This is a genomic window from Paraburkholderia sp. CNPSo 3281 (genome assembly GCF_024206515.1).
GTDB lineage: Bacteria > Pseudomonadota > Gammaproteobacteria > Burkholderiales > Burkholderiaceae > Paraburkholderia > Paraburkholderia nodosa.
In genome coordinates this window covers 37,568-53,465 of sequence record NZ_JAMBPS010000028.1, presented here as the reverse complement: position 1 = coordinate 53,465, position 15,898 = coordinate 37,568, and the positions used below count along the sequence as shown (strand labels likewise).

16 protein-coding genes and 1 pseudogene are annotated in these 15,898 nt (G+C 61.8%); 11 read left to right on the top strand and 6 right to left on the bottom strand.

Annotation, left to right across the window (positions count from 1 at the left end; all coding sequences use genetic code 11):
• Positions 1–295: 295 nt before the first annotated feature.
• Positions 296–1,426: an integrase domain-containing protein gene (locus M3I56_RS24455; RefSeq protein ID WP_254344380.1), complete on the top strand. Its 1,131-nt coding sequence runs from the start codon at positions 296–298 to the stop codon at positions 1,424–1,426.
• A gap of 724 nt (positions 1,427–2,150) precedes the next feature.
• Complete coding sequence (ltrA, locus tag M3I56_RS24450; protein ID WP_254356175.1) at positions 2,151–3,428, top strand: group II intron reverse transcriptase/maturase; 1,278 nt, start codon at positions 2,151–2,153, stop codon at positions 3,426–3,428.
• Between the two features lie 106 nt (positions 3,429–3,534).
• On the opposite strand, the gene M3I56_RS24445 is transcribed toward ltrA, so the two are convergent.
• From M3I56_RS24445 to M3I56_RS41120, 6 genes and pseudogenes are all read right to left on the bottom strand, one after another.
• Positions 3,535–3,912 carry a hypothetical protein gene (locus M3I56_RS24445; protein ID WP_254356191.1) on the bottom strand — a complete coding sequence of 126 codons (378 nt, stop codon included), beginning with the start codon at positions 3,910–3,912 and terminating at the stop codon, positions 3,535–3,537.
• 15 nt (positions 3,913–3,927) lie between these two features.
• Positions 3,928–4,206, bottom strand: a pseudogene (locus M3I56_RS24440) (Lar family restriction alleviation protein); the annotation flags it as partial.
• 135 nt (positions 4,207–4,341) lie between these two features.
• A complete protein-coding gene (locus M3I56_RS24435; protein ID WP_254356174.1) occupies positions 4,342–5,343 on the bottom strand; it encodes a phage Gp37/Gp68 family protein in 1,002 nt (333 codons plus the stop codon).
• 2 nt (positions 5,344–5,345) lie between these two features.
• Positions 5,346–5,927, bottom strand: coding sequence for a hypothetical protein (locus tag M3I56_RS24430; RefSeq protein WP_254344384.1), 582 nt, complete (start codon positions 5,925–5,927; stop codon positions 5,346–5,348).
• Between the two features lie 100 nt (positions 5,928–6,027).
• On the bottom strand, positions 6,028–7,245 hold the full coding sequence (locus M3I56_RS24425) for a DUF1173 family protein (RefSeq protein WP_254356173.1): 1,218 nt from the start codon (positions 7,243–7,245) through the stop codon (positions 6,028–6,030).
• Positions 7,246–7,280: 35 nt separating this feature from the next.
• Positions 7,281–7,412, bottom strand: a complete 132-nt coding sequence (locus M3I56_RS41120; protein WP_302056976.1) for a hypothetical protein — start codon at positions 7,410–7,412, stop codon at positions 7,281–7,283.
• Positions 7,413–7,874: 462 nt separating this feature from the next.
• Between M3I56_RS41120 and M3I56_RS24420 the strand changes: the two genes are divergently transcribed.
• From M3I56_RS24420 to M3I56_RS24380, 9 genes are all read left to right on the top strand, one after another.
• Positions 7,875–9,011 carry an N-6 DNA methylase gene (locus tag M3I56_RS24420; protein WP_254356172.1) on the top strand — a complete coding sequence of 379 codons (1,137 nt, stop codon included), beginning with the start codon at positions 7,875–7,877 and terminating at the stop codon, positions 9,009–9,011.
• Between the two features lie 218 nt (positions 9,012–9,229).
• The gene (locus tag M3I56_RS24415) at positions 9,230–10,906 is read left to right on the top strand and encodes a PRTRC system ParB family protein (protein WP_254344396.1); all 1,677 of its coding nucleotides are present in this window, start codon (positions 9,230–9,232) and stop codon (positions 10,904–10,906) included.
• Positions 10,907–10,986: 80 nt separating this feature from the next.
• Complete coding sequence (locus M3I56_RS24410) at positions 10,987–11,454, top strand: PRTRC system protein E (RefSeq protein ID WP_254344398.1); 468 nt, start codon at positions 10,987–10,989, stop codon at positions 11,452–11,454.
• 11 nt (positions 11,455–11,465) lie between these two features.
• Positions 11,466–11,684, top strand: coding sequence for a PRTRC system protein C (locus M3I56_RS24405; RefSeq protein WP_254344400.1), 219 nt, complete (start codon positions 11,466–11,468; stop codon positions 11,682–11,684).
• Between the two features lie 99 nt (positions 11,685–11,783).
• The gene (locus M3I56_RS24400) at positions 11,784–12,923 is read left to right on the top strand and encodes a PRTRC system protein F (RefSeq protein ID WP_254356171.1); all 1,140 of its coding nucleotides are present in this window, start codon (positions 11,784–11,786) and stop codon (positions 12,921–12,923) included.
• A gap of 15 nt (positions 12,924–12,938) precedes the next feature.
• Complete coding sequence (locus tag M3I56_RS24395; RefSeq protein WP_254356170.1) at positions 12,939–13,667, top strand: PRTRC system protein B; 729 nt, start codon at positions 12,939–12,941, stop codon at positions 13,665–13,667.
• Entirely contained in the window at positions 13,664–14,299 is a 636-nt protein-coding gene (locus M3I56_RS24390; protein ID WP_254316921.1) for a PRTRC system protein A, read from the top strand. Before M3I56_RS24395 ends, M3I56_RS24390 begins: the two co-directional genes overlap by 4 nt.
• The gene (locus tag M3I56_RS24385) at positions 14,296–15,099 is read left to right on the top strand and encodes a PRTRC system ThiF family protein (RefSeq protein ID WP_254344408.1); all 804 of its coding nucleotides are present in this window, start codon (positions 14,296–14,298) and stop codon (positions 15,097–15,099) included. Before M3I56_RS24390 ends, M3I56_RS24385 begins: the two co-directional genes overlap by 4 nt.
• Before the next feature lie 119 nt (positions 15,100–15,218).
• Positions 15,219–15,710, top strand: coding sequence for a hypothetical protein (locus tag M3I56_RS24380; RefSeq protein ID WP_254316919.1), 492 nt, complete (start codon positions 15,219–15,221; stop codon positions 15,708–15,710).
• Positions 15,711–15,898 lie beyond the last annotated feature (188 nt).

Sequence of the window (15,898 nt, the reverse complement as noted above, 5' to 3'; positions counted from 1 at the left end):
CAGGCAGTAACCGCGGGAAGCGGTTTGCGCGAAGCGCGATCCGGCCCGTGCCGCAGCAAGGTGGACAGTCGGAACGCATCTCTTCCGTGCGTCGGGCTGATCGGATGGAATCGCTAAAGGCAAGGAAGGCAACAAACCCCGCGCCGGGGAATCGGCGAAGCCGCTCAGGCGGCCAGTAACAGCGGTCAGGTCGGTGCGGCCGCAACGATGTCAGGCAGGGACATCGGGCATCACCGACCTGGCCACAGCAATCTGCGCAACTTCGCGCGGAGCGCAACGGCAACGGAGGAAAAAAGTGGCGGCGATACTGAACGTTCGAGCGGTGGTGCGCGGCTACCGGCTGACGCCCGCGATTGCACAGGAGTTGATAGACCTGTTCGATGAGCACGTGGCGACGGTTCACAGCAGGACGCGAGTCAGCGGGAGGTCATTGTCGATCAAGACACAGGAACATCGTGTGCGTGCGATATGCGTCGCTCTGGTCGAACTGCGTGGAGGCGGCTTCGCAGTGACGAGCCCGTGGAACCTGCGGCAGAAGCATATTGAGTGGCTGGTGCGGCGCTGGGTGGATGCGAAGCAAAGCGGCGGGACGATCGAGAACAAGCTCACATATCTGCGCACGCTCGCCGGGTGGATGAAGAAGGAACACCTGGTCGGCACGCTCGCGAACTATGCGGATCGCAAGGCTAACGGGCTCGAGCGTTCCTACGTGGCCGAAGCAGACAAGTCATGGTCGGGCAACGGTATCAACGCGACGGAAAAAATTGCGGAGATTGCGACAACGTGCCCACGGGTGGCGGTGCAATTGAAGCTTCAGGCAGCTTTCGGACTGCGGATCAGCGAGAGTTTCCTGCTGAGACCGGCCGAGGCCGTGAAGGATATCGAGAACCTTGGCGTCACTCGTGGCACGAAGGGCGGCCGCGAGCGCAAGGTGCGGATCGAAGACCAACTCGCGGTGCTCGAGGAGGCAGCGCAGCTGGCTAACCCGATGACCGGTTCGACGATTCCCGCGGATCGCACGTTGAAGCAATGGGTCGACCGGTACAAGACGGTGCTGCGGAAGCACGGCGTCAACAAGAAGGGGCTGGGTGTCACAAGCCACGGGCTGCGTCATCAGTATCTGCAGGAGCTGTATGAGCGGGCGAGCGGTGTCCCTGCGCCCGTGAAGCTCGCTGGAACTCGGCCAGATCCCGAAGTGCACAAGGAGGCAATGCGTCGCGTTGTCGAGGCTGCCGGCCATAGTCGGGTGACGAAGGCCAACGCGTATCTCTCGACGTTCGCGCGCCAGGAGCGATTGGCGAAACCGTCCCCGACCGTCGAGGAGGCGGCGAAGGCGCTGGAGGCGGCGGGAGGAAACAAGACGCACGCGGCGCGGTCACTTGGGATTTCCAGGCAAGCGCTCTATCGGCTGCTTGGCAACGCGTAGGCGCTATTTGTCTGGAGAAATGTTCGGCGCACTGATGGGAAAAACGCGCTGGCTATCATGGCAGTGCCTTGACGCGGCCCGGGGGAGCATCGAATGAGCACTTAAGAACCAACGATACGGGGAAAAGAGGGCATGGCCGCGAGGCACAATGAAGGCGTGTCTCTCAGGTTCTGGTCCCCTCGAAACCAACACCCAGAACCCATTCAACCGGCCCTAGCGGCCGGTTATTTTTGTGCGCCGAGCATGCGCAACAGCTTGGGGGTGCGAGTCCCCTGCCCAGCCAGATGGGGCGAAGGGCTAGTGAAACGCAAGGGCGTCGTCGCGAGGCGGGGTCTGAAGGAAGCGTGTAGCAAAGCCGCGACCTGACGAACAGAAACCAGATATGAGGCCCACCAGGTCGGACGAGCGAGCAAATGATCGCGAAGTCCACAACCATCAAGGACCGGGGAGGTAGATCTGGCAGGTGTGCGGTGAAGGCGGTTGAGCTTACCTCGGGAGGCCTGCGTGGTGTCCAGTAGGACTGAACATCTCGCAAGGGATGTTGATCGCCACGCTGGAGTCAGCAGCGGGCATAGTAGGGTGGCGACGCCTGAAGGCCCAAACGGAAAGGAGTGGCAAGTAAGCCGGAGAACTCGACATGGGAGCGCAGCGGAAAACGCGTCGCGTCCTTGGAATCGAAGATAGGGGTGAAGCCCCAAAGATCGATGTCCGAGGGGCTGAACCTATGGCGGCGAACCCCGGGCCTGAAAGCCCGTCGGCTAGTGGCCGACTGATGGAAGAAGTCTGTGAACGGGAGAACCTGAAACAGGCGCTGAAGCGTGTGCAAGCAAACAAAGGGGCGCCCGGCGTGGACGGCATGACAGTCCAGGCGTTACGGCTGCACCTGCGTGAGCACTGGCCGTCGATACGGTCGTCATTGCTGGGCGGAACCTACCAACCCCAACCTGTGAGACGGGTCGAGATACCCAAGCCGGACGGAGGCGTGCGCAAGCTCGGCATCCCGTGCGCGCTAGATCGCTTCGTTCAGCAGGCGGTGTTGCAGGTGCTGCAAAGGCGGTGGGACCCGACGTTCTCGGAGTCCAGCTACGGATTCCGTCCGGGGCGCTCGGCACATCAGGCCGTGGAACGTGCCCAAAGCTACATTCAGGCGGGACACCGCTGGGTTGTAGATTTGGATCTCGAGAAATTCTTCGATCGCGTGAACCACGACATTCTGATGTCTCGGATAGCCCGGCGGATCAGCGACAAGCGGATGCTCAAGCTGATTCGTTCGTTCCTGACGGCGGGCGTGCTGGAAAACGGGCTGGTTGGTGCGACGGATGAAGGTACGCCGCAGGGCGGTCCGCTGTCGCCGTTGTTATCCAATCTGATACTCGACGATCTTGACCGGGAGCTTGCCCGACGCGACCTAAGTTTCGTGAGATACGCAGACGATTGTAACGTCTACGTGCGCAGCGAACGCGCGGGGCTTCGGGTGATGGCAGGGCTGAAGGTCTTCCTCACTAGCAAGCTGAAATTGCAGGTCAATGAATCGAAGAGTGCCGTTGCGCGGCCACACACGCGGAAGTTTCTAGGATTTACCTTCTCGGATCGGGAACAGACCCGGCGGCTCATAGCGCCCAAGGCCCTGTCCCGGTTCAAGGAGCGAATTCGAGAACTGACTCAGCGCACGCGCGGCATCAGCGTCGACCAGATGATCGGCTCGCTGAAGCGGTATCTGACGGGTTGGCGTGGATACTTTGGTTTCTGCGAAACGCCATGGGTACTTCGGGACCTGGATAAATGGATTCGTCGCCGCATTCGTTGCTACTTCTGGAAGCAATGGAAACGTGGCCGGACTCGATTCGAGGAACTCATTGCCCGTGGCGTGAAACGCAATCTTGCCGCCCAAACCGCCGGAGCACCGCACAGCGCGTGGCGGCTCAGTCACAGCCCTGCAGTGAACCTCGCCCTGTCAAACGGGTACTTACGTTCTCTCGGGCTCCCATTGCTTGGTCCCTAGCCGATCAACCGATCCGAACCGCCGTGTACGGACCCGTACGCACGGTGGTGTGGGAGGGGTCGGGCCGCGAGGCCTGCCCCTATCCCGATTTTGCTTGTCCGAGCGATTACCAGCGGTCGCGGTCGGGCAGCGAATCGACGGCGGCGGCGATCCGGTCTTCGAATAGCATCTCGTCGTGCTCGGCGGGCGAATAGATTTTGGGGAACTGGGCGTACGACTCGCCGTCAATCTCAACCCATTTCGCGAGCTGGATCAGTTTCCTCCAGCGTGCCGCGTCGTTGAGCACCGGGTCGATTGGCCATGAGTCAAACGTGACAACGGTGGCATCCACGAGGCGGCGAGCGAGCATCGCAAACATCGGCCCCATCTCTTCCCAGTTGCCGGCGGTACGCGATAGCAGATCGAGGACAGCGGGTATGTCGGCGGCCCCAATTTCGCGCTCGACGAGCCGCTGCACGTCGCTCTTCTCGGCTTCGGGGCGCATCAGCCGTCTGTTCCATACGGCGCCACAGCGGTCCATCGCGGCTTTTTCGTCGCGACCAGTAGCTTCCCATGGCGTTTGCATTCCGCAGTCCGCGCAGTAGATACAGACCAGGGGTGCTGTCTTCGGGACCTCAGGCGGACGCGGCAGCCGGTCGCCGATCCGAGGAGGCCCTGACATGCGGCCCCACTCGGTGTAGTCGTACTGTGGATTCGGGAGTTTGGAGACCAGGCGCTGTGAGCGGCCAACTGTCGGTCGACCGCCGCAGTGGTCGCAAGGTATGAGCTGCTCGTACATGGCGAGTAGTTAGTGGAATGGTAGGCCGCCATTATCCATGCTTCGCCAGTTTTCAATACCGCAAGGTGAGCGGTGCAAGGGGCGTATCTCGACGCTCTGCGGGTGTTTTGCCCGCAAACTCAGCACCCCTGCGGGTCAAGCCGGAGACGGCACCAGCGGCACGCGAGGGTTGGGGAAATCGTTGTGCATCCGGCCGTCGAGCAGGCGGCCAGCCGCTTTCTTACCGACGCGCTGCATCCATGTGCCATCCTCGAAGCGATAAAAGAGCGGGCCGCCGGCATCGACGACTTCAGGCGCTGGAGCCCACTCCCCCCACTGCTTGAAGTGATATGCAGTGCCAGATGTCGCGCACTGGTCGCGCAGCGCTCGCGGCCTCGTCGGATGAGTCGGACGTGCGTGTGGGCCGCTCTCGCCGCCGCAGATGACCCAGTCGACGAAGTCGTGCATGCCAGGTCGATGAATCGGATCGCTTTTGTTGCCCGCACAATGGGCACAGTAGCCGTCCCCCATGCTCCCGCCTTGCTCGAAGCCCGCGCAATGCGGAAAGCCCGGTGCGAGCCAGTCGCTTATATCGACAGACCCAAGCAGCGGCTCCATGCTCAGGAACTTGATGCGCGCTGGAACCTCGAGCAGCTTTGGTATGTCGCGGTCCGCCTCTGTCTGATTGACGATGGTGGCACCGAGCCAGACGTTATCGGGCAGACGTGGTTCTTGCAGGCACTCGAGGTCGAAGCGGCGGGCTGCCGTCTCGTTGATCATCGACATCACGTTGCCGATTCGTTTCGTGAGCAACAGCCAGTCGAGATTCGGTGTGCGTTCGATGAGGTCGAAGAGGTCGGCGCGCCACGCCGGATCGACTGCGTTGTCGAACACATCTGCGAGCGACGCACAGAAAACTCGCTGCCGGCGTCCGTGCATGGCGAAGAAGTCGTCATGTCGCGTGTTCCAGGTCAGCGGCTTACGCCAATTGGCAGGGCTGGTCCGAAGACGTGGCTGGCCAGAGCCCCATGCGACTTTATGCAACCGTTTGTCCAGCAACTGTTCGGCGTAGTAGTGGTCGCACCCGGGCGAGACCTTCGTGCAGCCGAGAAACGGATTGAAAGTGTGGTCGGCCCATTCGATGGTTGTGTTTTCCATCCTCAACCTCCGGACGTTTTGCTGCCGAGAACATAGCCCCGGATGACTTTCATGCAATGTGCGTCGGCCTGCGCGGTTGCGCCGGAAAGCCACGACTTATCCAGTGGCGTGCACATGCGCTCGAGCGCTGCTCGCACGGAATCCGGAACCGGATTGTCGATCACTTCGCGAGCGAGGAGTTCGGCATCGTCCAGCGCGATCGAAACTCCAGTTCGTTCGTTGCTGGGAGGCAGTTTCAGCAGATCGAGCCGCGCAGCCGCGATCGTCGCCAGCAATCGTGCCGCTCGTTGTCGGGATGGTTTAGGTGTGCATTCGCAGACCGCGTCCGCTTCCAACGTTGCTTCATTCGCGTGGAGCAGGGCAATCTGCGCTGGTGCAGCCGCCTCGTCTTCGTAGGCTTTATCGCACAGCGGATGATGGAAACCTCTCCAATCTCCAAGTCGTCGGCATTTGCATGTCTCGTCGGGCTGCGCTGTCGTAGCAGGCGCGATGGTGCCGACGTGGGCGACGCTGCCGTCCCCGTGATTTCTTTGGTGGGCGAATTTACGGCCGTCGCTGCCTTCTGTTTGGATTGTGTCGTTCACTTTCGCTGTTACTCGCGTCGGATAGAGAGATCGAGGTTGGGTCTGGCGACCGGGCTGAACCGGGCCGGATCGAATCCAGCCTAACCGAGCGTGGACGAAGTCAAGTGCGCTGGACCGGTGAAGGCAGCCTGGCCTGTCTGACTGTTTGGCGATCGACATTCCACTCTACGGTCGGTATGCCGCGAGCCAATCGCATTGCGCGTTTTTTCGCCTTGCGCTCCTCATAGCTCGCGAGTCCGTTCATGCCGTAGACCTCAATGTGCGTCGCGGGCTCGTTATCGAGCAGCACAAAATCGGGCAGCATTTGATCGCCCTCGGCCATGCGGATGGGCTTTTCGAAGACTCGCCTCAGGCCGACGAGCCGGTTGGCCATTGCGACCTCGTGGATCGAGTCACATGGAATGAATGCGGCTGAACAGAGCATCGCGGCGAGATCGATGATGATCAGGTGCCCTTTGGTCGTGCGTTCGATGAGCAGAAGGCCAATGACGCGGGCCGTGGATTCGGCGATTGCGCGCCATGCGTGGCCATACTTCTTTGTGGTCTGCTCGATGAGCGCGTTTGACGCGTAGTAGCGCAACTTGCGCTGACGTAGCGTTATCGATGCGCCGTATTTGGTTTCGCCGACTGCGCCAATTTCACCGAGCACAAGGGCGCGGCGCGATACCTTTCCGTCGGTGGTTATTGTCGCGAGAAACCTTTCAAATTCCGCGTTGATCGCGTCGCGCTCGCTCTCCTCGTAACGCCTCATGACGTGTAGGACATCCTGAGCTGACGCGCCGTTAATCCGCGCATTTTCACCAAGTCCGCCGAGTAGCATCGAATTCACCGCGCCCCAGCCGCGGTGATCGTTGGTACCCGTCCATGAATTGAGGCCGGCGCTGACCCATAAGGTTTGCATGAAGGCCAGCAGGGGCGCGGCGCGGCGCGATGTGCCGTTGGATGTCGTGTGGCTGCGCGCTCGGGGTCCCGACGCGACTTCGCGCTGGAGCAGTGAGGCATCCAGTCGCACATTCAGACCGTCCGCGTCAATGACGATGGCGGCGGTGCTATCGCTCCCATCGCCCGCAGCGGCCCCCGGAGTCTTGCGGAATTCGCATCCCTCTGCGTGATGCACGCCGTCGTCGGGCCAGCCGGCGAGATGAAAGAGTGAGCCATACCGGCGGATCACGAGCTTGCGAGGCGCGTCCGTGCGGCAGTGGCACTGCGCGAAGCCGGGGACAATCTTGGCGCGCTCAAGTCGGCGTGCGAAACGTGCTGGATTTTCCTGAACTTCGGTGAGCGGCACGCGCTCGCCGTCGAACGATACTTCGAACATGAAGGGGTTCTCCTGGTTGGGGCGCCGCGAGCAGACTAGGCCACGACTTCGACTAGCCGCTGGGGACAGTGCCAGAAGGAACCATCGTTGGTGTTGAGCACGGTCACCATCTCGTTGTCCGCGTCGTGCTGCGTGACGACGCCTTCGCAGGGGGTTACGGCGTCCATCGGGTAACGGACGCGGCGCAGGCGAAGCGAGGCAACACCGAAAGTGAAGGCGGTCGGGGACATCGGTCCATCTTCGCGCCTTGAGGGCGAGATGAAGGGGGAAAAGCCAGCGAATTTCACGCCCGTTTCGACCGACCGACAGCGGGAAAGCTGCACAAAAACTGCACCATTCCGGGTTTAAGCGTTTAGGCGCCTAAACGGAGAGGCTGACCGCGACCGCCCGGACGCGACGAAGCGACGTCGCGCCGACGGCGTGGCCCTGTTGCCCGCTGCTGTTCATTCTCGGGCGCGCCTCGGGTCTCTGGCGGCTGGAAAGCCAACCGATATGGGCGCGATAGCGGGCTGGTCTTGTTGTCGCGAAAACTGTTCTCCACAGGCTTGTCCACGGAAATTGTGGATAACGAGGGCGCCCCAAAGGCGAAAGCCCATGCGTAGCGGCCTTCTTTGTGCGGAAACCGATCGGTGGTTTCCACTTACGATTGCACGATCAACCGCGTCTTCGACGCATCGAACCATACCGGCGCTGCCGGTTTTTTTTTCCCTGTGGGGCATCGCGCCCGCAGGGGCCGTGCCCCTCTCTCACGGAGTGGGCATATGAGCAAGAATGCACAACGAAAGCATGAGCAGACGGCTGACGAACATCAGCGCAACCTCGTTGCTCTCATTAACCAGTTTTCCTACGGCCATCATCTCGACACGGTATTCCGCGACTTTGTCGAACTGGCGGCGCTCGCGATCAGCAACAGCGTCGATCGCGCGCAGTTCGATGGGCGAGAAAAGCGCTATATGGAGATCGTCGGGAAGTACAAGCCGGAGGAGGTCGCGAGATTCCCGAAGATGCTTTCGGAACTGACGATGTCATTCGAGGTGCGCGTCGCGACGATGACAGCAGCCCGCGGCCTCGGGGTTCGAGGAAGTGGCCTCACCGATGTACTCGGCGAGACCTACATGATGCTCGACCTTGGCAACGCACGAAGCGGGCAGTTCTTCACGCCGTACCACGTGTCGAAGCTGATGGCCGGGATGATCGGCGGTGACACCGTGGCGAGAGCCGACGCGCAGGGATTCGCACGCGTGCACGAACCAGCATGCGGCGCGGGCGGCATGGTCATCGCAACAGCCGAGGCATTTCACGATGCCGGCCTGAACTACCAGAAGGCAATGCACGCAACCTGTATTGACATCGATCCATGCTGTGTCCATATGGCCTACCTGCAACTGTCGTTGCTCCACATTCCCGCCATCGTCGTGCACGGCAATGCGCTCTCAATGGAGGTCTGGGGGCACTGGTTCACGCCGGCGCACGTGCTCGGCGGCTGGGGTCACCGCCTGCGTGCACGCAAGGCGTTCGATGCGATGCGCGAGTTGCTGGCACCCGATGCCGGGACGTCTGAAGTCGAGGCGGACGCGAAGCCTGCCCTCGTCGCCGCGCCGCCGGCAAGCGAGGTGCTTGAGGTCGAAGTGGGCGGAGCCGCGGTGCTTGAACAACCGCGCGCCGAGGGCCTCGACATCGCGGACATGTTCGAGGAGGCGATCGCAACGCTCCCTGCGGCGCCTGCCTCCATCTTCGAGGTCGTTGATCAGTTGACGTTGTTTTGAAAGAAGGGCCCGGATTTTTGTCCGGGCCCTTTTCCTTTTCCTGAAAGCCATCCCGTATTCGCGATCTTTCCGGCCATGCGCGATGCGCCGGCAGGCTATCGTTCCCATATCTACCGCGCTTCATGCGCATCGACACAGGCCCATGTGGCCTTTCTTTTTGTACCCTTCGGGAATCCTCCTCCCGATTGGGGCGCGGGTTCCCTCTCTGGAGACCCGCAATGCAAGAGCATATTCAGCAACCCACACTTCCGCTGTCCCGCATCAAGCTCGGTCGTAACCCGAGAACGTACTTTGACGACGCAGAGATGCAGGAGATGCGTGCGTCGGTGCGTGCGCGCGGCGTTGATACGCCGATTCTCGTTCGCCCGATCGACGATGGGTTCTACGAACTCATCGCTGGCGGGCGTCGTTACAAAGCTGCGATGGAAGAACGTGGCGAGAGCTACGAGATGCCCGTTGCTGTGAAGTACGTCGACGAGTTCGAAGCCGAGGAAATGGCGCTCATCGAGAACATCCAGCGTTCGGATATGTCGCCTGGCGAGGAGGCAGTCGACGCGGCGAAGCTCGTCGGTCGCTGTCAGGGTGATCGGGAGGAGGCGGCACGCCGTCTCGGCTGGAGCGTCCACACGCTCGACAGTCGCCTCGCGCTCATGAACTGCAGTGCGTCCGTTCTGGAAGCGCTCAACACCCGCAGCATCAAGCTCGGCCACGCCGAACTGTTCGCGGCTTTCACGAAGGAGCAGCAGGACAAGCTCCTGCCCGTCGTTGTGAAAGAACGGCACAGTGTCGCCGACCTGAAGAAAGTACTGGAGCGCGCAGCATGCTCGCTCTCTGCCGCGATCTTCGACAAGGTGGACTGCGCCGGATGCCAGCACAACTCGGCCGCTCAGGCTGAGATGTTCGGCGAGTCGATCGGCACCGGCAGTTGTACGAACCGTGCCTGCTACAGCGAAAAAACGGAAAAGCAGCTCGAAGCAACGGCCGCAGGCCTGCGCGACGAGTACCAGACCGTTCGCATCGTTCGGCCCGGCGACAACCACACGCGCATCCAGCTCGTGGCGGATGGTCCGAAGGGCGTTGGCGCTGAACAGGCGAAGGCGTGCTATGCGTGCCAGAACTTCGGCGCGGCGGTGAGCGGTCTGCCCGACTCGCTGGGCAACGTCTACAAAGGCCAGTGCTTCGACACCGTCTGCAACATGAAGAAGGTTGCTGCACGCATCAAGAGCGAAAAGCCATCGGCACCGGCCACGGCGAAAGCTGCACCGGCAGCGGGCGCATCGAAGGCCGTGAACGCTGCAAAGGGCGACAAGCCCGCTGCAGCTGCACCTGAAGCGACGACGGTGTCTGAATCCGACCGGGTGAAGGCATACCGGGTCGCGCTCTGGCGCAAGGCGCTGCGTCGCGAGGTCAGTACGGACGTTGCGCTTGCGCGTCAGTATCTGATCGCAATCGTGGCGACTGGCCAGGCACGGTGCATCGACGGCGGTCCGGTTACGACCGTGTGGGAGCGCCTGATTGACGACAAGCCGGCCGTGGGTGACTTCGGCAAGGCCGCGTCGGCAGCGTCGCAGGTCCAGTCGGATCAGCAGGTGAAGCTCGTCGTGGCCATGACGCTCTCCGCAATCCAGGGTGTCGATGTTACGTACCTCACGCAGATGTGCCGTCACCACAAGCTCGACCTCACGAAGCACTGGAAGCTCGACAAGGAGTTTCTGGAGCTGATCACGAAGTCGGAGATGAAGGTGGTAGCCGACGAACTCGGTCTGCGCGCAGCGATGGGCGCAGATCACTTCAAGAAAGTGTTCGCGAAATCGAAAGCTGAAGTGATCGAGGCAATGCTGACCGTCGAGGGTTTCGACTACGTCGGCAAGGTGCTGAAGGTCCTGAAGTTCTGACAACTGCCGTGGGGTTTCCCCGGCACATTCCCTGATACACGCCGCGTTTCTCGCGGCGTTCCTTTTTTCAAGAGGTTTTTATGTTCCAGGAACTCGAAGCATTCGTGCGCGAGACCGGAAAGGTCACGCTCACGATGAAAATGGCAGGCGACCTGATGGCAGTGGTGGTCATGCCGTGCGGCGACTCGAAAGAGGTGGCGCTGCGGCAACCGCTGGTGCTCACGGCGTCGCCGGCCGATCTCGATGAGGGCTTCGTCGAAGCCCTGCAATCGTTCCACGGCGTGCACCGCTCACTCGCGGAGCAGGTAAGCGCCACGAACGAGATCCTGCAGGCGGCTGAAAAGTCGCAGGCGGGCAAGGCGCAGAAGGCGTTGTCGAAGGGATCGAAGCCGGCGCTTCCCGCGCCCGCATCACAGCCCGACGGCAACGACGAAGACGAGTCGCCGGACGCCGAAAACGCCACTGCGGCGCAGTCGCCGACGGTCGATGCAACTTCGGCGTCGGCAGCACCTGCTGACGGTAAGTCCGATCTGTTTGCTCTTCTGTGAGGGTTCGCACCATGGCAATCAACGTAGCCACACTCGTTCGCGAATTTATCTACAACGGCATGCACTTCGTGGATCCCGGTCCGGCGTTCTCGCCCGATCAGGTTCGCGATCTCTACGCGGCGCAGTATCCGGAACTCACGACCGCCACGGTCGACGGGCCGGAAGTCGCGGGCGAGGTCGCCAGCTACAAGTTCGTCCGCGCAGCCGGTGCCAAAGGCTCCCATGCGTAAGGACGCTCTGCTCAAGGCCCTGTCCGATCCGGACAAGGGCTTCAACCAACAGGAACCGCCCGAAAGGGCGGTTTTTCTTTACGACGACGAGATGAACAAATGTTGCTCGATCCTTCATACGCTGATCGATCGATCGTTGACGGCGCGTGCGAAGCCTGGCAACCGCCACGCCTTGCCGCTCCCCGACATCGATCTTCCCCTTGTGTTCTGACGCTGCCGGACATTGCAGACGATGTGCCGTCCGGCATCACGCTCAGATGGCGCGCCGAACTCGCCATCAACGACATCGTGCTCGAGCAGTTCCGGCACGGCCCGTTGCGTGCGACGGACGTGCAAGCGCCGACAAGTGCGGCGGACGCATTCCAGCAGGCGTTTTTCATCTGGATGCAAAGGCAGATTCGTCAGCCCTTGCGGTTCCTCTCGGTCACGTTCGAGCTCTGCGACACCAACGCCGTTGAGGATCGCATCGCCTACCAGGACAGCGATGAGTTCAAGCCGAAGGGTCCGCTTCATCTGGGCGTCAAGCTGACCGATGAGTGGGTGCATGAGATTGGCCCGCTCGCTGAACCGCTCAGGGCGTGTCATCCGCTGCTGCTTCACACGCTTTTCTCGCTCGTTGACCGGGTTTCCGGCAAAACCGTCCTTATTCGCACGCCCGGCTGGTTCCTCCAGGAATTCGCCTGCATGCACTGGGAGGGCGACGAGAGCGCGAAAGACGAAGACGTGCGTGAGCTGCTCGTCGCGTATCACGGCGCGGACGAAGAGACGGTGGAGCGTTACCTGCCGTCGAACGTTCTCCCGGAGATCTATCCCGATGAGATCCGGAGGCCATCGAAACCGGATGGGCGCCGCAGCAGGCGGCTCGCGCTTTCCGAGCGCGAGCTGCTTGAACTGCAGGCGCGTTGTTCCGGCATGCCATCAAAGGTGTGTGCTGAGCTGGCCGCGCTTCATCGGCTGCTCAGGCGCGCGGGCAAGCGTCCACTGCTGAACACGGGCTACGACTCGCGGCCGATTTATTCGGGCTGCACGTTGATGCTCGCGACCAACGAGCGATCCATCGAGATTCTCGACGACTACATGAACGGTGAGTACCAGGCCGGAGAAGCGACCGAGTACAGCTGCTTCATTGAATTTTCCAGAACGAAACGGGGCATCCGCGAGCAGTACGCGCAATGGAGCCTTGCCTTCCAGATGCTTCACCACCTCGACCGGCTGCTGGCGCTGGTGGTGAGCCCCTAATCAGGAGTTTTTCCCATGAGTGATGTTTCGATTGGCCGTACAGGCCATGACGTGTCCCTGTCGTCTGCATTGCTGCTCTATGCTGGCCAGAACGGCGCGCACTACGCGACCGTCCACCGCATCGCCGCCGATCGCGTGTCGGGTCGTCCCGTTATCGGGGCGGGCCGCCCCCTCGATCGCCGCGCGCTCATCACCACGCTCATGCAGCTGGAGAAGAGCGCGGCGCCCAAGTGCGAGTTTCTGCCCGCCAACCTGTTGGGCGTGTCTTCCGCCGCGGTCACGTGGTGGTGTCCGCCGGCGCCGCGCCGCGTGTTCTTTGACTGCAAGGAACTCGGCAAACGCAGTCGCGTTGTTTCGCATCCGGGGCTGGTGTTTCAGGCCTCGTTGACGGGGTTCCGTGTGTTCGCGCTGAAGGAGAGCGGACGCCCGACTCCGGATACGCCGCTGTTCGAGCCGCCGTACTTCAACACGTGGGACCTCGGCGAGATCTGCATCGGTTCGGCGCAGGTCCCCCGGCGCATCGAGGTTGATGCGATTGGCGGCTGGGAAGATGGCTTTTTCAACTCCGCCTTCACGCATTCGAATCACGGTGGCAAGCGCGTGACGTACGAGGACGGGTTCTATGCGTTCTGGCGCGACATGCTCGACGGCAAGTTCGAGGTGTTTCCGCTCGACGTGCTGGTACCGATAAAAGGTGCAACGGCGGGCAAGCTCGTCGCTGGCGCGATCGGAGGGAAGGCATGAATCCCATCGATTTCGCTCTTCAGCACTCGTTCCCCTCGGTGATGGTGCCCACGCGTGAGCCGGTGGCGCCCATGACCGTGCCGGGCGAGCGGTTGCTCATCGCGTCGAATGGCGTGTTCCTCGAGATCAATCGCCCATGGATCCGTCTGGTTCGTCGGCTGGGGGTGTTTGAGTGGCGCACGTCGGTGCCCTATGGCGAGGCGGCCGAGCTGACCGAACTGGCGTGCGGCTCCGTGCCGGCCGAACTGGTCGCGGGGTTTGCACACATGGCGCGTGCGGCTCTTCCCAACGAGGCGGGCGCATGGATTGTGTGGGACGCGGCAACGGGGGAATTTCGCGTCGTACCGCTTCCCTCGTTGTCGCACAGTCCTGCTCACCTGAGCTACGAACGCCCGGAATTGCGCAGCGGTGAATGGCTGGTCGTGGATTGCCATTCGCACGGCAGCGGAAGTGCGTACTTCTCGACGACCGATGATCGCGACGATCAGCACGACGTGAAGTTTGCGCTCGTGCTCGGTCATTGCCATCGCGTACCGTCAGTCGCGCTGCGTCTTTGTGCGAAAGGACGGTTCGAACCCGCGCAGGCGGTTCCGCAGAAGTGGATGACGGCACTGGAAGGAGAGGTCGCATGAACGGACCCATTCTTCACAAGACGCCGCCCCACATGCTCAACGGACCGTGGAAGGTGGTTGTGGTTGGCGCGGGTGGTACTGGCAGTGCGCTGCTCCCGTCGCTCGCGCGACTGCACCACGCAATGATCGAGCTGGGGCACCCGGGCGGTATCGAGTGCACGGTCTACGACGATGACACGGTCAGCGAATTCAACGTTGGCAGGCAGGGTTTCTATCCCAACGACGTCGGCCAGTACAAGGCGACGTTGCTGGTGAACCGGCTCAATCTGCTGATGGGGACGAACTGGGTGGCTGAACCGCGTCGCATCGATTCGCGGATCAACCTGCACACTGACATCGTCATCGGTTGCGTCGATTCGCGACGTGCGCGTCACGCGATCGTGCAGGCCGCGAAACGGGGAAAGTGCCTCTACTACCTCGATTGCGGCAACGAGACGGACCGTGGTCAGGTCATTCTCGGCGAGTTCGGCAAGCCCCGGCACGACCGGTTGCCCCATGTGGGCGATCTGTTCCCGGACATGCTGAATGCCAAGAACGACAAGGGTGACGATTCCCCGTCGTGTTCGATGGCGGATGCACTGCGCAAGCAGTCGCTCGTCATCAACCAGGCGATTTCGGTGCAGGCTTTCAACCTGCTCTGGTCGCTGTTTCGAAATGGCGGTCTTACGTTTTCGAGTGTGTTCGTGAATCTCGCAACGGGACGCACGAATCCGATTCCGATTGACCCCGCTGCATGGGCGCGTTTCGGTTACGAAGCGCCGCCCATGAAAAAGCCCGCACGCCGTCGCAAGGCAGCGTGAGGGGCACCTCCCGCGAGTCACACAGCGTTTTACGCCGCTGTGTGACTCATACCCCTCCGTAATTATTTCGGCCCTCAGCCCGAGGGCCGACCGTTACCTATTCCTGCAAGGAGCTTCAAATGCATATGTTTTTTTCAAGTACTGTTCAGGCGCGTTTCGGCCGCGCGGCGACGGAACGCACCAGGGCCATGCTATTCGCGGTGGCGTTGTTCGCTGCGACCGGCCTCCACCGGCTGTGGGGCTTCGCGAAGCCTCACCATGCGTGGTTGCGTGTGCTGGAGGTGCGATGGCTTGGACACTGGGCGCCCAGCAGTATCGAACATCTTGCGGCGGCATTCGCCGGCTGCGTGCTGTTCGTGATGCTGTGGTCGAGCTTCGTGTCTCAGACCACCCGTAACCGCGCCCTTCTGGGGCTCGTGTTTGCGGTGCTGTACGGCATCACGTCCACGTGGAAGTACGACGGTCGCGAGTATCTTGCGACCGGAGATGTCAACCAGTTGGCGCAGATGGTTGCCGACGTGTTCGGTCTGTTGCTGGCGCTCGCGTGGCTGACCTGGCCGGAACGCTCGAACCGCCTGCAGTACGTCCCCGGACGTGGCTACCGTGCGTGATTCAACGCGTCGCCGGAATTCCTGAAACCAACGCAGTCCCGCGAAAGCGGGCTGCGTTTTTTTTCGTCCGGAGCTTCCTAGGTCCGGCAGCACGAACTTCGTGCGCGCACCGCGCGTGGTGCGGGCCGATAAAACATAGGTCGTTTCGGCGAGCATTCCGGCTCGGCACTGGGCGCGCGCGCCTTAGA

Coding starts and splice junctions, on each gene's coding strand:
- M3I56_RS24380 (WP_254316919.1), top strand. CDS start 15,219: ATGCATATGTTTTTTTCAAGTACTGTTCAGGCGCGTTTCGGCCGCGCG.
- M3I56_RS24400 (WP_254356171.1), top strand. CDS start 11,784: ATGTTGCTCGATCCTTCATACGCTGATCGATCGATCGTTGACGGCGCG.
- M3I56_RS24415 (WP_254344396.1), top strand. CDS start 9,230: ATGCAAGAGCATATTCAGCAACCCACACTTCCGCTGTCCCGCATCAAG.
- M3I56_RS24445 (WP_254356191.1), bottom strand. CDS start 3,912: ATGCGCCCCGAAGCCGAGAAGAGCGACGTGCAGCGGCTCGTCGAGCGC.
- M3I56_RS24395 (WP_254356170.1), top strand. CDS start 12,939: ATGAGTGATGTTTCGATTGGCCGTACAGGCCATGACGTGTCCCTGTCG.
- M3I56_RS24410 (WP_254344398.1), top strand. CDS start 10,987: ATGTTCCAGGAACTCGAAGCATTCGTGCGCGAGACCGGAAAGGTCACG.
- M3I56_RS24390 (WP_254316921.1), top strand. CDS start 13,664: ATGAATCCCATCGATTTCGCTCTTCAGCACTCGTTCCCCTCGGTGATG.
- M3I56_RS24435 (WP_254356174.1), bottom strand. CDS start 5,343: ATGGAAAACACAACCATCGAATGGGCCGACCACACTTTCAATCCGTTT.
- ltrA (WP_254356175.1), top strand. CDS start 2,151: ATGGCGGCGAACCCCGGGCCTGAAAGCCCGTCGGCTAGTGGCCGACTG.
- M3I56_RS41120 (WP_302056976.1), bottom strand. CDS start 7,412: ATGGACGCCGTAACCCCCTGCGAAGGCGTCGTCACGCAGCACGACGCG.
- M3I56_RS24425 (WP_254356173.1), bottom strand. CDS start 7,245: ATGTTCGAAGTATCGTTCGACGGCGAGCGCGTGCCGCTCACCGAAGTT.
- M3I56_RS24385 (WP_254344408.1), top strand. CDS start 14,296: ATGAACGGACCCATTCTTCACAAGACGCCGCCCCACATGCTCAACGGA.
- M3I56_RS24405 (WP_254344400.1), top strand. CDS start 11,466: ATGGCAATCAACGTAGCCACACTCGTTCGCGAATTTATCTACAACGGC.